Annotated in this window: 9 protein-coding genes; 4 read left to right on the plus strand and 5 right to left on the minus strand. The window is 71.8% G+C overall.

The features are described 5' to 3' along the window. Window positions 1-51: 51 nt before the first annotated feature. A complete protein-coding gene (locus ITJ64_RS00720) occupies window positions 52-1,026 on the plus strand; it encodes an endonuclease/exonuclease/phosphatase family protein (RefSeq protein WP_194678866.1) in 975 nt (324 codons plus the stop codon). A 93-nt stretch (window positions 1,027-1,119) separates the two neighbouring features. Here ITJ64_RS00720 and ITJ64_RS00725 read toward each other — a convergent pair whose 3' ends face one another. Together ITJ64_RS00725 and glgX are read right to left on the minus strand one after the other, a co-directional pair. Further along, window positions 1,120-2,079, minus strand: a complete 960-nt coding sequence (locus ITJ64_RS00725) for a DUF559 domain-containing protein (RefSeq protein ID WP_194678867.1) — start codon at window positions 2,077-2,079, stop codon at window positions 1,120-1,122. A gap of 186 nt (window positions 2,080-2,265) precedes the next feature. Next, window positions 2,266-4,326, minus strand: a complete 2,061-nt coding sequence (gene glgX, locus ITJ64_RS00730) for a glycogen debranching protein GlgX (RefSeq protein WP_194678868.1) — start codon at window positions 4,324-4,326, stop codon at window positions 2,266-2,268. Window positions 4,327-4,374: 48 nt separating this feature from the next. On the opposite strand from glgX, the gene ITJ64_RS00735 reads away from it, so the two are divergent. Further along, the gene (locus ITJ64_RS00735; protein WP_194678869.1) at window positions 4,375-5,565 is read left to right on the plus strand and encodes a cysteine desulfurase family protein; all 1,191 of its coding nucleotides are present in this window, start codon (window positions 4,375-4,377) and stop codon (window positions 5,563-5,565) included. 60 nt (window positions 5,566-5,625) lie between these two features. Here the strand turns inward: ITJ64_RS00735 and glgP are convergent, their stop codons facing one another. Further along, on the minus strand, window positions 5,626-8,250 hold the full coding sequence (glgP, locus tag ITJ64_RS00740; protein WP_194678870.1) for an alpha-glucan family phosphorylase: 2,625 nt from the start codon (window positions 8,248-8,250) through the stop codon (window positions 5,626-5,628). A 114-nt stretch (window positions 8,251-8,364) separates the two neighbouring features. On the opposite strand from glgP, the gene ITJ64_RS00745 reads away from it, so the two are divergent. Both ITJ64_RS00745 and glgB read left to right on the plus strand, forming a co-directional pair. Beyond that, window positions 8,365-10,491, plus strand: a complete 2,127-nt coding sequence (locus tag ITJ64_RS00745; protein ID WP_370544977.1) for an alpha-1,4-glucan--maltose-1-phosphate maltosyltransferase — start codon at window positions 8,365-8,367, stop codon at window positions 10,489-10,491. Then, window positions 10,491-12,710 (plus strand): 1,4-alpha-glucan branching protein GlgB, encoded by a 2,220-nt coding sequence (gene glgB, locus ITJ64_RS00750; protein WP_194678871.1) that lies wholly within the window; start codon window positions 10,491-10,493, stop codon window positions 12,708-12,710. Before ITJ64_RS00745 ends, glgB begins: the two co-directional genes overlap by 1 nt. 75 nt (window positions 12,711-12,785) lie before the next feature. On the opposite strand, the gene ITJ64_RS00755 is transcribed toward glgB, so the two are convergent. Continuing rightward, the gene (locus ITJ64_RS00755) at window positions 12,786-13,760 is read right to left on the minus strand and encodes a tetratricopeptide repeat protein (RefSeq protein ID WP_194678872.1); all 975 of its coding nucleotides are present in this window, start codon (window positions 13,758-13,760) and stop codon (window positions 12,786-12,788) included. After that, window positions 13,757-15,568 carry a hypothetical protein gene (locus tag ITJ64_RS00760; RefSeq protein ID WP_194678873.1) on the minus strand — a complete coding sequence of 604 codons (1,812 nt, stop codon included), beginning with the start codon at window positions 15,566-15,568 and terminating at the stop codon, window positions 13,757-13,759. The genes ITJ64_RS00755 and ITJ64_RS00760 overlap by 4 nt, the downstream gene beginning before the upstream one ends. Window positions 15,569-15,573 lie beyond the last annotated feature (5 nt).

Below are 15,573 nucleotides of genomic sequence, written 5' to 3' on the forward strand. Positions count from 1 at the left end.
TCCCGTGCCGCACGGAGAGGATTGTCAGTCGTCCGGTGCAGAATGTCCCCGATGTCAGCACTGCTCGAGAAGCCGCGTCAGAACGGCCGTCCGACACCGCCGAGGCGGAGGCGCAGCCGCCCCGCCCTGGCCATCGTGGTGTGCCTGGCGTCCATCGCGCTGGCCCTGCTGCTCGGTGCCCACGTGCTCGTGCCGCGGATGCTCGGGCTCTCGCTCATCGTCGAGTCCGCCCTCCCGTGGTTCGGCGCCGCGATCCCGGTGCTCCTCGTGGCCGGTCTGATCGCGCGCAGCCGGGGTGCGGTCGCCGCGGCCGTCATCCCCGCGATCGTGTGGGGCGTGATGTTCGTGCCGGCGCTGGTTCCGCTGACGCAGAGCGCGGGCGGAGCATCCGGAACCCTCACCGTGGCCAGCCAGAACGTCGAGGCCGACTCGGGCACCGCCGCCGAGTCGGCGCAGGCGCTGGCCGCCCAGGGCGCCGACGTGATCGGGCTGCAGGAGATGGATGACGCGGCCCGCGCCGAGGTCGAGGCCGTGCTGAGCGAGAGCTACCCGCACTCCTACGGCATCGGCACGGTGGGCGTGTGGAGCAAGTACCCGATCGAGAACGCCCAGGCGCTCGACCTCGGGCTCGGCTGGCAGCGCGGCATCGCGGCCGACCTCGCGACGCCGACGGGGCTCGTCAGCCTGTACGTCATCCACGCGGCGTCGGCGCGACCGGCCGACCACGAGGCCCGCGACGAGATGCTCGCGAACCTCGCCGACTACGTGCCGCGCGACGAGAACGCGCGGCTGATCATGATGGGCGACTTCAACGCGGGCAGCTCCGACCGCAGCCTCGCCGGGCTCACCGACCAGCTCGCCGAGGCGAACCAGAACGGCGGCGGCTTCGGCTTCACCTGGCCGGCCACCTTCCCGGCGACCCGCCCCGACCACGTGCTCTCGCGCGGCATGGACGTCACGTCGAACACCACCCTGCGCGCCGGCTCCTCGGACCACCTCGCGGTCATCACCACCCTCGCCCTCTAGCGCTCCCCACCGCACCCACCACGCTCCGAGCTCCGCGCTCCGCGCCGTCACCCGGGTCGCGCAAACGGCCCTCGTAGCGCTCCCGAAGGGCCGTTAGCGCGACCCGGCCGCACCGCCCGTGTCACGCATGAGAGCCGAGCGGATGCGCGCCACGACGGTTCCCGGGTCGCCATACAAGCCCTGGCGGCGCACGACGACGACCGTCCAGCCCGCCTCGCGAAGCGACTCGAGACGACGCAGATCCGTGTCGTACTGGACGTCGTCGGTGCGGTGCTGCTCCCCGTCGTACTCCACCACGACGCCATGACGGCGGTAGGCCATGTCGACGCGGAACCGCCCGACCCCGTTCACCGTGAAGGCTCCGTCGAGCCACGCGCCGAGCTCGGGCTCGGGCAGCCCGGCCCGGGTGATCAGCAGCCGCAGGTGCGTCTCCGCCCGCGACTCCGCGCCGGCTCGCACGTCGACGAGCGCCCGCTGCAGCGCTGCGGCGCCGGGCGCCGAGTACCGGGCCACCCGGTCGCGGAGAGCGCCGAGCGGGACGTACGGGCGCCGCTCGCCGGGCAGAGGCCGGTACGGGTCGAGCAGGAGGTGGTCGGCGGCGGCGACCAGATCGCCGTGCCCGAGCAGCGTGCCGAGCTGGCACCAGGCCGTCGCCGCGTCGACCACCCGGAGCCCGCGGCGCTGCACGACGCGGAGCTCGAGGTCGCGGAGGCGGTGCCCCCAGACCGCGCGGGATCGCGGAACGGCCGCGGGCGCCAGCACCGAGACCGACAGCGGTGCCCGCTCGAGCCGCCGCGGCAGAGGGCAGTCCCAGACGAGGGCCGCCGTTCCGTGACTGAAGAAGTGCGAGGCGGGCGCCCTCGCCTGGTACGCCGCCGCGAGTTCGGAGAGCGCGAGCTGCGCAGGCGCAGGGGCCGGAACGCGCACACCGTGGAACGGGCGCGCGAGATCGGGCCCGCGCATCCGGTGCCGGCCGACCCGTTCGCCGAGGCCCTCGCGCACCGTGAACGCGCGCCCGGACAGCCCTTGCGGCAGCGGAACCCGTGCACTCACCCGCCCACAGTGCCCCACGAGCGCCCCACCGCGCAGAACTTATCCACAGCCCGCGATCGGGGTAGCGCTAACGGCCATCCCCCGCCGCGCGAAGGGCCTTTTGCGCGACCCCGGCGGGGAGGTGGGCGAGGGGGACGAGAGCGCGAGGGACGAGGGGGCGTGGGGCGAGGAGCGAGGGTGGTGCGGTCAGTCAGACAGCGCCCGGTACAGCTGCAGCGACGCCGCCGCCACCGCGACCGGCGCCCCCGGCGCGACGCGCAGCAGCTCGTGCCCCGCGGGCAGCACGTCGTTCGACGAGTCCCAGAGCAGCTCGTACGCCACGACCCCCTCGTGCTCCGGCAGCGTCACCGTGATCGGCGACTCCACTCCGTGGATCACCGTCAGGATCCGGTTGAACGGCTCCTGCTCGGGCGTCGACGCCGCCACGTACTGCAGCGTGCGGTTCTCGGGCGAGTTCCAGTCGGCGATCGACATCGACTCCCCCGCGGCGTCGTACCAGTCCATCTGGCTCGACCCGGGCGTGCGCTCGCCGAACACCCCGTAGCGCACGGGGCGCAGCGCCGGGTTCTCCCGCCGCATCCGCAGCAGGTGCTGGGTGGTGCGCCAGAGGTCCTTCTGCCAGGTGCGCCTGTCCCACGAGAGCCAGGTCAGCTCGCTGTCGTGGCAGTAGGCGTTGTTGTTGCCCTTCTGGCTGCGCCCGAACTCGTCGCCCGCGGTGATCATCGGCACCCCCGCCGAGAGCAGCAGCGTGCCCATCAGGTTGCGCATCGCGCGGCGCCGGGCCTGCTCGATCGTGCGCGAGGTCGTCGGCCCCTCGATGCCGTGGTTGTACGACATGTTGTTGTCGCTGCCGTCGCGGTTCGACTCCCCGTTGCCCACGTTGTGCTTGAGGTTGTAGGCCGTGAGGTCGGCGAGGGTGAATCCGTCGTGGGCCGTCACGAAGTCGATCGAGGCGAGCGGGCCGCGGGCCTGCGCGAAGGTGTTCGACGATCCGGCGATGCGCGTGGCGAGCATCCCGACCCCGTCGCCCGGGTTGCCGTTCTCGCGGATCGACTTGATGTCGCGCAGCCAGAACTTTCGCATGCGGTCGCGGTAGCGGTCGTTCCACTCCGACCAGCCCTTGGGGAAGTTGCCGGTCTGCCAGCCGCCCATCCCGACGTCCCACGGCTCGGCGATCATCTTCACGTCGGCGAGCTCGGGGTCGCTGACGATGCCGGTGATCAGCGGATGCTCGTGGTCGTAGTAGTGGTCGCCGTTCCGCCCGAGCGTGGCCGCCAGGTCGAAGCGGAACCCGTCCACCTGCACGTCGTTCGCCCAGTACTTCAGCGAATCGAGGATCATCCGCGACACGGCCGGCGTCGACGTGTCGATCGAGTTGCCGCACCCCGTCACGTCGACGTAGTCGCCGCGCGCCGTCTGCCGGTAGTAACCGGCGTTGTCGATGCCGCGGAAGCTCGTGGTCGGGCCCATCCGCCCCTCTTCGGCGGTGTGGTTGTAGACCACGTCGAGGATGACCTCGAGCCCCGCCTCGTGCAGCAGCTTCACCATGCCCTTGAACTCGCGCAGCACCGCCGCCGGCCCCTCGGCCTGGGCCGTGCGCGAGGCGTAGAGCGAGTGCGGGGCGAAGAACCCGAGCGTGTTGTAGCCCCAGTAGTTCGTGAGGCCCTGCTTCTGCAGCCGCTGCTCGGAGACGAAGGCGTGCACCGGCAGCAGCTCGACCGCGGTCACGCCGAGGCTCTTCAGATAGCCGATCGAGGTGTCGTGGGCGAGGCCCGCGTAGGTGCCGCGCAGGTGCTCGGGGATGCGCGGGTTGAGCTTCGAGAGCCCCTTCACGTGCGCCTCGTAGATGACGGTGTGATCCAGCGGCGTGTTCGGCTTCGTGACGCCTCGCCAGTCGAACTCCTCGTCGACGACGACGCTCCGCCACTGGTCGCGGCCCGAGCGCACCAGCCCGCGGGCGTAGGGGTCGATCAGGGGCAGGCTCGGGTCGAAGGCGTTCTGCGCGCCCTCGGGGCCGTTCACGCGCAGAGTGTAGCGCCGGCCGGGCACGAGTCCGGCGCTGCGGGCCGACCAGACGTCGCACGCCTCGTCGCGGGTGAGGGGCACCGTCTCATAGACCCAGTTCGGGTCCTTCCGGTCGTAGAGCAGCAGGTCGATGCTCGTCGCGGTCGACGACCAGACCCGGAGCTCGCCGCCGTCGGAGGTCTGGCGGACGCCCAGCCGGGCGAGGGGGTCGGCCTCAGTCATGCGACTTAGAGTAGTCACAGCCGGTTCGCCCACTGAAATCCCCTCATCATGCCTGTCTACCTCGATCACGCCGCCACCACGCCGATGCTGCCCGTCGCGCGCGCGGCCTACGTCGACGCGCTCGGCGTGGTGGGCAATCCCTCGTCGATCCACAGCCAGGGCCAGCAGGCGAAGCGGATGCTCGAGGAGGCGCGCGAGGCGATCGCGGCGTCGCTCGGGGCCGAGCCCGTCGAGGTCATCCTCACCTCGGGCGGCACCGAGTCGATCAACCTCGGGGTGAAGGGCCTGTACTGGAAGCGTGCGCCGCGCCGGGTCGTGCTCGTGCCGGGCGGCGAGCACCACGCCACGGTCGACGCGGTCGAGTGGCTGGCGTCGCACGAGGGCGCCGAGGTCGTGACGATGCCGGTGGATGCGCTCGGCCGCCTCCATCCCTCGGTGCTGTCCTCGGCGCTCGACCAGCACGGCGACGACGTCGCGCTGGTGAGCCTGCTCTGGGCGAACAACGAGGTGGGCACGATCAACGACGTCGCGGAGCTCGTGGCGGTGGCCCGGGCCTCCGGGGTGCCCGTGCACGTGGATGCCGTGGCGGCCTACGGCTACCTGCCGATCGACTTCGCCGCGGTCGGGGCGGCGGCGCTCAGCGTCTCGGCGCACAAGATCGGCGGCCCGGTCGGCATGGGCGCGCTGGTGCTGGCGCGGGCGTGGGAGGTGGAGCCGCTGATCCACGGCGGCAGCCAGCAGCGCGTGCGCTCGGGCACCCAGGACGTGGCGGGCGCGGTGGCCTTCGCGGCCGCCGCGAGTGCGACGCGTCCGCTGCCGGAGCCCTCGTTCGTGGCCGAGCTCGCGGCGCTGCGGGACCGGCTCGTGGCGGGCATCCGCTCGGCCGTGCCCGAGGCCGTGCTGCGCGGGGACCCGTCGAGCGAGGGCCGCCTGCCCGGCAACGCCCACGTCACCTTCCCGGGCTGCGACGGCGACTCGCTGCTGTTCCTGCTCGACCTCGCCGGCTTCTCGGTCTCGACGGGGTCGGCCTGTCAGGCTGGCGTGCCCGAGATCTCGCACGTGCTGCTCGCAATGGGCATCCCCACCGACGAGGCACGCGGCGCCCTCCGCTTCACCCTCGGCCACGGCACCACGGCCGCGGAGGTCGACGCCCTGATCGCGGCCCTCCCCCCGGCCTACGCCTCGGCCCGCCGCGCAGGCCACGCGACCCGAACCCCCGCCCCGACGGCGTTCGGGTAGCGCAAAAGGCCCTTCCCTCCGGCGGGAAGGGCCTTTTGCGCTACCGGAACGCGCGCGGGGCTAGTGGGCGACTGAGATGAGGCCCAGTTCGGCGGGGGAGGCCAGGTTCGCGTGCTTGGGGACGATGCGCACCGTGTAGCCGAAGGAGCCGGCGCGGCCGAGCTGCACGGTGCCCGAGTAGACCAGCTCGCCCGAGGAGCCGGGCTCCGAGGTGCCGGCGGAGGAGCCGGCGGAGGAGTCGGGGTCGGCATCGGAGCCGGCGTCGCGGCCCGGCGCGGTCGTCAGCTCGGCCGTGTGCGTCTCGGCGAGCTCGTCGCCGTGCACCGCGTGCCCGTACACGACCTCGACCGCCACGTCTGACGGGGAGAGCCCGCCCAGCTGCACGTGGGCCCGCACGTGCAGCTCGTCGCCGACCTGGGGCGTGTCGTCGAGCCCGCCCGACTCGACGTGCACGACGGAGACTCCCGGCCAGGCGGCGCGCACGCGCTCCTTCCAGGCGGCGAGCGCCCGGGCCGCCGAGTGGTCGTCGGCCGTCATCACCCGCTCGGCCGCGGCGGCCGGGATGTACAGGCGCGTGACGTACTCGCGCACCATGCGCTCGGCGCTCAGCTCGGGCGAGAGCGTGGCGAGGGTGTGCCGGATGCTCTGCAGCCAGTGCTGCGGGACGCCGTCGGCGTCGCGGTCGTAGAACCGCGGCGCGACCTGGTTCTCGAGCAGGTCGTAGAGGGCCTCGGCCTCGATGGCGTCGCGCTCGGCCGCGTCGCCCGCGGAGTCGGCGGTGGGGATGGCCCAGCCGTTCTCGCCGTCGAAGTACTCGTTCCACCAGCCGTCGAGGATGGAGAGGTTGAGACCTCCGTTCAGCGCCGCCTTCATGCCGGAGGTGCCGCAGGCCTCGAGGGGCCGGAGCGGGTTGTTCAGCCAGACGTCGGTGCCCGGATAGAGCAGCTGCGCCATGCCGATGTCGTAGTTCGGCAGGAAGACGATGTGCGTGCGCACCTCGGGGTCGCTCGCGAACTGCACGAGCTTCTGGATCAGCCGTTTGCCCTCGTCGTCGGCCGGGTGCGACTTGCCCGCGATCACGAACTGCACGGGCCGCTCGGGGTTCAGCAGGATGGCCTTCAGCCGCGCCGGGTCGTGCAGCATCAGCGTGAGCCGCTTGTAGGTCGGCACGCGCCGGGCGAAGCCGATGGTCAGCACGGACGGGTCGAGCAGGCTCTGGAACCAGGCCGGCGGGATGGAGTCGGGGTTCTGCTCGCGCCATGCCTCGGTGACGCGACGGCGGGCGTCGTGCACGAGCTGGCGCCGCATGTCGCCGCGCACGGCCCAGAGCTCGCCGTCGGTGACCGCGTCGGAGCGCCAGTCGGCGACGGTGGTGTCGCCCGTGCCGAGCTTGGTGCGGGCGAGCTCCTGCAGCAGCGGGTCGGTCCAGGTGGGGGCGTGCACGCCGTTCGTGACCGAGGTGATCGGCACGTCGTCGCGGTCGAAGCCCGGCCAGAGGCCGCTGAACATGCCGCGCGAGACGGCGCCGTGCAGCACCGAGACGCCGTTCGTGCGCTGGCCGAGCCGCAGGCCGAGCACGGCCATGTTGAACACGTCCGGCGAGCCGCCCTCATAGTCCTCGGCGCCGAGCGAGAGCACCGACGAGGCCTCGAGCCCGGGCAGCATGTCGGTGGAGAAGTAGCGCTCGACCAGCCCTCGGTCGAAGCGGTCGATGCCAGCCGGCACCGGGGTGTGCGTGGTGAAGACGGTGCCCGCGCGCACGACCTGCAGCGCCTCGTCGAACGAGAGGCCGTTGCCGATGAGCGCCGAGATGCGCTCGAGGCCGAGGAACCCGGCGTGCCCCTCGTTGGTGTGGTAGACCTCGGGCATCGGCTGGTCGGTGAGCTCGGAGACGACCTCGAGCGCCCGCACGCCGCCGATGCCGAGCAGCAGCTCCTGCAGCAGGCGGTGCTCGCCGCCGCCGCCGTAGAGGCGGTCGGTCACGCTGCGCAGGGCGTCGTCGTTGTCGGGGATGTCGGTGTCGAGCATGAGCAGGCGCACGCGGCCGACCTGCGCCTGCCAGATGCGCGCGTAGAGGGCCCGGTCATCGGGCAGGGCGAGCACGATCTGGGCGGGGGTGCCGTCGGCGAGGCGCAGCACCGAGAGCGGCAGGCCGTCGGGGTCGAGCACCGGGTAGCTCTCCTCCTGCCAGCCGTCGCGGGAGATGGCCTGCCGGAAGTAGCCCGAGCGGTAGAACAGGCCCACACCGATGATCGGCACGCCGAGGTCGGAGGCCGCCTTGAGGTGGTCGCCGGCGAGGATGCCGAGCCCGCCGGAGTACTGCGGGAGCGCGGCCGCGATGCCGAACTCGGGCGAGAAGTAGCCGATCGAGCGCGGCCGCGGGCCCTCGAGGCCCTGGTACCAGCGCGGTTCGCCGAGGTAGGCGTTCAGGTCGTCGCGCAGGCTGTTCGCCCACGCCACGAAGCCCTGGTCCTGGGCGAGCTGCTCGAGCCGCTCGGGGCGCACCGCGCCGAGCAGCGCCACCGGGTCGCCCTGGGTCGAACGCCAGTCGTCGGGCGAGATGTGGGCGAAGATCTGCTGGGTCGGCTGGTGCCAGGCCCAGCGCAGGTTGGCGGCGAGTTCCCCGAGCGCCGACAGCGCCTCGGGCAGTACGGAACGGACGGTGAACCTGCGGATCGCTCTCACGCGACGCCCTCCTTCGAACGATGGGTCCTCGATCCCGGCAAGCATAGGGCCGAGGGGCGACGTCGGCGTGAACAGGCCGTTGCAGGCCCACCCTTTCTCGGTAGGGTCTGACATGTGGCAGCTACTCGGAAACGTCCCGCAACGACCCCCGCCTCCAAGGCCCGTACGAAGGTCGAGGCGCCACCGGCGACGCCCGCCGTCGCAGAGCCGGCAGCCCCGGCCGCGGAAGCCTTCCGCCCCGGGGTCGGCCGCATCCCCATCCTTAACGTCTTCCCCTCGGTCGACGGCGGCCGCTTCACCGCGAAGGGCTACGTCGGCGAGGTCATCCCGTTCGGCGCCACCGTCTTCCGCGAGGGCCACGACGCCGTCGGCGCCCACCTCGAGCTCGAGGCCCCCGACGGCACGGTCGTCGACCGCCCGCTCAGCCGCACCCACAGCTGGGACGACGAGTGGCGCGGCCTCGCCCAGGTCACGAGCCCCGGCGCCTGGCGCTTCCGCATCCGCGGCTACAGCGACGACTACGCCACCTGGGAGCACAACGCCAGCGTCAAGATCGCGGCCGGCATCGACGTCGAGCTGATGTTCGCGATCGGCGCGCAGCTGTTCCACCGCCTCTCCACCGAGGAGCACCGCCCGGCCGAGGAGCGCACGCTCTTCGCCGAGATCTCGGCGCAGCTCGGCGAGACGGCGGGGCCTCCGGCCGAGCGGCTCGGTGCGGCCTACGGCACGCGGGTGACGGATGCTCTGCGAGCCCGCCCCGCCGAGAGCCTCGTCACCCATTCCGACTGGCAGCCCCTGAACGTGGAGCGCACCCTCGCGGGTGCCGGCGCCTGGTACGAGTTCTTCCCCCGCTCCATCGGAGCCGTCCAGGCCGCCGACGGCACCTGGACGAGCGGCACCTTCCGGAGCGCGGAGGCCCGCCTGCCCGAGGTGGCCGCCTTGGGCTTCGACGTGCTCTACCTGCCGCCCATCCACCCGATCGGCGAAGCGTTCCGCAAGGGCCGCAACAACACGCTCGACCCGCAGCCGGGCGACCCGGGATCGCCGTGGGCGATCGGCGGGGCGGCGGGCGGTCACGACACCGTGCATCCCGACCTCGGCACCCAGAGCGACTTCGAGCACTTCGCCGCCGAGGTGGCGGCCAACGGCCTCGAGCTGGCGCTGGACTTCGCGCTCCAGGCGTCGCCCGACCACCCGTGGGTGGCCGAGCATCCGGAGTGGTTCACGACCCTGCCCGACGGCACGATCGCCTACGCCGAGAACCCGCCGAAGAAGTACCAGGACATCTACCCGATCAACTTCGACAACGACCCGGCGGGCATCCGGGCCGAGGCGCTGCGCATCCTGGAGCACTGGATCGCCCTGGGCGTGAAGATCTTCCGGGTCGACAACCCGCACACGAAGCCGCTGGACTTCTGGGAGTGGATCATCCACGAGGTGAACACGACGCACCCCGAGGTCGTCTTCCTGGCCGAGGCCTTCACCCGGCCGGCGCCGATGCAGGGCCTCGCGAAGGTCGGGTTCCAGCAGTCGTACAGCTACTTCACCTGGCGCAACACGCGCACCGAGATCGAGGAGTTCTTCACCTCCATCTCGCAGGAGACCGCCGACTTCATGCGGCCGAACCTGTTCGTGAACACGCCCGACATCCTCACCGAGTACCTGCAGTTCGGCGGCCGGCCGGCCTACCTGATCCGCGCGGTGCTCGCGGCCACCGGCGCCCCGCTCTGGGGTGTCTACTCGGGTTACGAGCTGATCGAGAACGTCGCCCGGCCCGGTGCCGAGGAGAACCTCGACAACGAGAAGTACGAGTACAAGGCTCGCGACTACGCCGCGGCCGAGGCGAGCGGCCTCTCGATTGCGCGGGAGATCACGCAGCTGAACGCCATCCGCCGGGCGCACCCGGCCCTCGGCCAGCTGCGCAACCTGCGCGTGCACGGCAGCGACGACGACGCGATCATGGTCTACTCCAAGCACCTCGACGCCGAGTTCACCCCCGACGGGGTCGCCGACACCATCATCGTGGTGGTCAACCTCGACCCGCACTCGGTGCGCGAGACGACCGTGCACCTCGACCTCGCCGAGCTCGGCCTGCCGGCCGGCTCGAGCTTCGGGGTCACCGACCTGCTCACCGGCGACAGCTGGGAGTGGTCGGAGCACGACTACGTGCGGCTCGACGCCTTCAGCCGCCCGGCGCACATCCTCCACGTCACCCGACCCACCGAAGGCGGAGCCTCCTGATGACCACCCCCGACGGCACCACGGCCCTCACCCTGCCCGAGCTCTCCGACGACGTGCTCGCCAAGGTCGCGAGCGGCTCGTTCTACAACCCGCACGAGGTGCTCGGCCAGCACCTCGTGAACGCAGCCGGCGTCTCCGACCCGATCACGGTCATCCGCACCCTGCGCCCCTTCGCCACCGAGGTCAGCGCGGTGCTCTCCAACGGCGCGCGCGCCTCGCTCACGCACCTCTGGGGCGGCATCTGGCAGGGCTTCACCCTCACCGGGCTGAACGACTACGAGATCGAGGCCCGCTACGACGACGGCTCGGTCTGGACGGCCGACGACCCCTACCGCTACTCCCCCACGCTCGGCGAGCTCGACCTGCACCTGATCGGCGAGGGCCGGCACGAGAAGCTCTGGGAGGTGCTCGGCTCGCGCATCGAGACCGTGCGCGGCGTCGACGCCGACACCGAGGGCACCGCCTTCGCCGTCTGGGCGCCGCACGCCAAGGCCGTGCGCGTCATCGGCGACTTCAACGGCTGGGACGGCACCCGCCACGCCATGCGCAGCCTCGGCGGCACGGGCGTCTGGGAGCTGTTCATCCCGGGCATCGGCGCCGGCTCGAACTACAAGTGGGAGATCCTGACCCAGCACGGCCAGTGGGTGCAGCGCGCCGACCCGATGGCGCGTGCCACCGAGGTCCCTCCGCTGACCGCCTCGGTGATCGGCGAGAGCTCGTACACCTGGCAGGACGACGAGTGGATGACCACCCGCGCCTCGACCGACCCCCACGTCAACCCGATGAGCGTCTACGAGATGCACCTCGGATCCTGGAAGCCGGGGCTCGACTACCGCACCCTCGCCGACGAGCTCATCCCCTACCTGGAGCACACCGGGTTCACGCACGTGGAGTTCATGCCGCTGGCCGAGCATCCGTTCGGTGGCAGCTGGGGCTACCAGGTGACCGGCTACTACGCGCCCACCTCGCGCTTCGGCTCACCCGACGACCTGCGCTACCTGATCGACCGCCTGCACCAGGCGGGCTTCGGCGTGCTGATGGACTGGGTGCCCGGCCACTTCCCGAAGGACGAGTGGGCGCTCGCGCGCTTCGACGGCGAGGCGCTCTACGAGCACGCCGACCCGCGCCGCGGCGAGCAGCCCGACTGGGGCACGCTCGTGTTCGACTTCGGCAACAGCAAGGTGCGCAACTTCCTCGTCGCGAACGCGCTGTACTGGCTCGAGGAGTTCCACATCGACGGCCTGCGGGTCGACGCCGTGGCGAGCATGCTCTACCTCGACTACTCCCGCAAGGAGGGCGAGTGGCTGCCGAACCAGTACGGCGGGCGCGAGAACCTCGAGGCCATCAGCCTGCTGCAGGAGGTGAACGCCACCGCCTACCGCAAGTACCCCGGCATCGTGATGATCGCCGAGGAGTCGACCTCGTGGCCGGGCGTCACGCACGCCACCAGCCGCGGCGGTCTCGGCTTCGGCATGAAGTGGAACATGGGGTGGATGCACGACACCCTCGCCTACATCGCCGAAGACCCGATGTACCGCATGTACCACCACGGCGAGATCACCTTCTCGTTCATCTACGCCTTCAGCGAGAACTTCATGCTGCCGATCTCGCACGACGAGGTCGTGCACGGCAAGGGCTCGCTGCTGAACAAGATGCCGGGCGACCACTGGCAGAAGCTCGCGAACCTGCGCGCGTACCTCGGCTTCATGTGGGCGCACCCGGGCAAGCAGCTGCTGTTCATGGGCCAGGAGTTCGGGCAGCCGAGCGAGTGGAGCGAGGAGCGCGGGCTCGACTGGTGGATCCTCGACCAGCCGGTGCACCAGCAGCTGCTCTCGCTCGTCGGGCACCTGAACCGCGTGTACCGCGAGAACCCGGCCCTCTGGGCACTCGACAACGAGCCGGCGGGCTTCGAGTGGATCGACGGCGGATCGTCGTCGCAGAACCTCGTCTCGTTCCTCCGCTGGGACAGCGAGGGCAACCCGATCGCGGTGCTGATGAACTTCTCGGGCGCCCCCGTGGGCCCGTACCGGGTCGGACTGCCCTTCGGCGGCCGCTGGGACGAGCTCGTCAACACCGACGCCGTCGAGTACGGCGGATCGGGCGTCGGCAACTACGGCGCCGTCGAGGCGGAGTACGTCCCTTGGTCGGGCCGCCCGGCCTCGGTGGAGCTGACGCTCCCCCCGCTCGCGGCGCTCTTCCTCAAGCCGCACCGCGACTGACGCCGGATCGACCCGTCGAAAAACGCCCTCTCGATGACCTGAGAGGGCGTTTTTCGACGGATGGACCGGTGCGGGTCAGTAGAGCAGCATCGTGAGGCGGCGGCGGGCCGCCGTCACGCGCGGGTCGTCGTTGCCGACGACCTCGAAGAGCTCCAGGAGGCGCGTGCGCACGGCGTTCTTGCCGTCGGCGTCCTGCCTGGGGAAGAGCGTCAGCAGGCGATCGAAGGCGTCGTCGATGTGCCCGCCCGAGACGTCGAGGTCGGCCACGAGCATCTGCGCGGCGAGGTCGTCGGGCGCGGCGGCGGCCGCCGAGCGGATCTCGTCGAGCGACTTGTCCTGCAGCCGCTCCAGCAGCTTCACCTGCGCGAGCCCGGCGACCGCGAGGGCGTCACGCGGGTTCTGCGCGATGGCGGTCTGGTACTCCCGGATCGCCTCGGCGTAGTCACCGCGCGCGATGGCGTCGTAGGCCTCGGCGTGGTGCGGCGGCAGCGGCTCCTCGACGGGCTCGACGACGGCGTCGGGATCGACCGGTCCGACATCGATCGTTCCGGTGACCCCGTTCTGGGCGGCGAGCTGCAGCACCTGCTCGAGCACCGCGCGCACCTCCTCCTCGGGGTACGCGCCCTGGAACAGCTGCACGGGGCGCCCGCCGACGAGCGCGGCGACCGTGGGCACCGACTGCGCCTGGAACGCCTGCGCGAGCTGCGGGTTGTTCTGAGCGTCGATGCCGACGAGCACGAACCGCCCGGCGTACTCCGTGACGATGCGGGTGAGCAGCGCGGTGAGCTCGACGCTCGCCTCGGCCCAGTCGGCCCGCAGGTCGACGATCACCGGCACCTGGTTCGACAGCTCGATGAACTGGGTGAACGTGGCGTCGGTGGCCTCCTGCAGAAGACCGCCGGGGGCACCGGGGGCACCGGGGGCACCGGATGCTCCGCCCGCCGCCGCGCCGGCCCCCGCACCCGGGGCTCCCGGCTGCGGTCGGTTCACGAGCGAGGACAGGTCGACGGCTCCGCGCAGGCTCGCGGCGGAGGGCGGGATCATGCTCACGGCAGCTCCTTGGCTTGGATGAGCCCCTGCGTGAATCCGAGGAGCTCGGCTTGACTGGTGTCGCCCGACGGCGGGATGAAGAACAGCAGCTGGTAGTCGTAGACGGCCTCGGTGCCCTTGGCCGACTCGGTGACGCCCGAGAGCGCCTTCACGGCACCCGTGGGGCTGACCGTCGCACCCGACTCGACCGGCTTCACGGTCTGCGACTCGCGGAGGTTCACCGCGACGAGTCCGCCGGAGCCGCTCGTCGCCAGCGCGATGTCCTGGCCGGGGGCCTCGACCGAGGCGAACTCCATCGACGCGGTGGTCGAGAAGCCGGCCTTCTGGTCGGCCTTGAACTGGGCGCCGACCTGGGTGCGCAGCGTGTCGCCCTCGGGGTCGACGTCGCCGATGTACTGGCTCGCGTCGCCGTTCAGCAGGATGTCGGCGTACGCCGTCTTCAGCTGGTCGGGCGTGAGCGTCAGCAGCTTGGTCTCCGGCGCGAGGCGGGTGGTGCCGACGCTCGCCGCCGCCACGGGCGGCAGGCTGGTGTCGGGCTCCAGCGAGATCTCGTAGTAGACCTTGTAGTTCGCGCGCGGGGTCTCCTGCACGAGCATGAGCGCGACAGGCGGCACCGAGGTGTCCTCGGCCTGCACGACGGTGAAGACCGTCTTCGGCCAGGTGCTGCTCGCCTGGGGCAGCACGACCTGCAGCGGGCCGGCCGGGATGGCCTGCGGCGCCGGGTACTCGGGGTAGCCCGCGCGGATGGCGTAGGTCGCGCCGCGCAGGTCGAGCGCCGGGCCCTCGAAGCGGCTGGACAGCGCGTCGGTGCTCGACGCGGCGTCGCCCTCGGCGGCCACGGTGGAGATGTTCGCCACGATCGCCTCGAGCTGCGCCTCGGTGACCGCGGGGGTCGGCGAGTCGTCGTCGGCGTCGTCGGCCGGCAGGCCGCCGTCGGGGCCGGGGGTCGCCGTCGGGTCGGGGGTCGCGGCCGTCGTGGCGGCATCCGTCGACGTCGCCGGGGCGGCCTGCGGCCAGTAGTCGCTCGAGCAGCCGCCGAGCGCCACCACGCTCGCGAGGGCGACGGGCAGCGCGATCATCGGCGCGATCGAGCGCCGGCCGCGCTTCATGCCCGACTCGATGGCGTTGGTGCGCGACGGCGAGAAGCGCTTGCCCTTGGGCAGCGCCGGCGGCTTGCGGCGGGGACGCTGCGAGCGGCGCATGTGCAGGAGGCCGAGCACGAGCAGCACGAGCCCCGCGAACAGGAACACCACGCCGGCCACCAGGAGCGGGCCGACCCACGGGGTGGCGTTGGCGATGGGCCAGGAGATGCGCACCTGCGACGGCGCCGGCTGGGTGCCGTCGGAGGCGACGATCACCGAGTAGCCCGCGGGGAGGCTGAGCGTGCGGTACATGGCGTCGTCGGAGGTGAACTGCTCGAGCCACAGGTCGCTGCCGGCCGGATCGGCCGAGCCGGCCGCCACGTTGTCGGCGGCGTCGGGGTTCGCCTCGACCGGGGTCGCGGTGATCTCGTCGGTGCCGGTGTCGAGCCCGATGGCCGTGTAGGCCGAGCCGTCGAGCCACGCCTGCACGTCGGAGGTGCGCCCGTAGGCGGCGAACACCGTGTCGCTGCCGGTGAGGGCGAGTGTCTGGCGACCGTCGTGGGCGAGCAGCGCCGACGAGTCGATCATGAGGTACGGCGTGGGGTCGTCGACGGCGACGGTCGAGGCGACCGTGGACGGCGGGAGGAACACGGTTCGCTGCGCGACGCCGACGCCGATCAGCGCGGTCGCGATGATGAAGGCGAAGATGGCGAAGATAAAGCGCACGAAGA

It is taken from the genome of Herbiconiux sp. VKM Ac-1786, from assembly GCF_015350805.1.
GTDB lineage: Bacteria > Actinomycetota > Actinomycetes > Actinomycetales > Microbacteriaceae > Herbiconiux.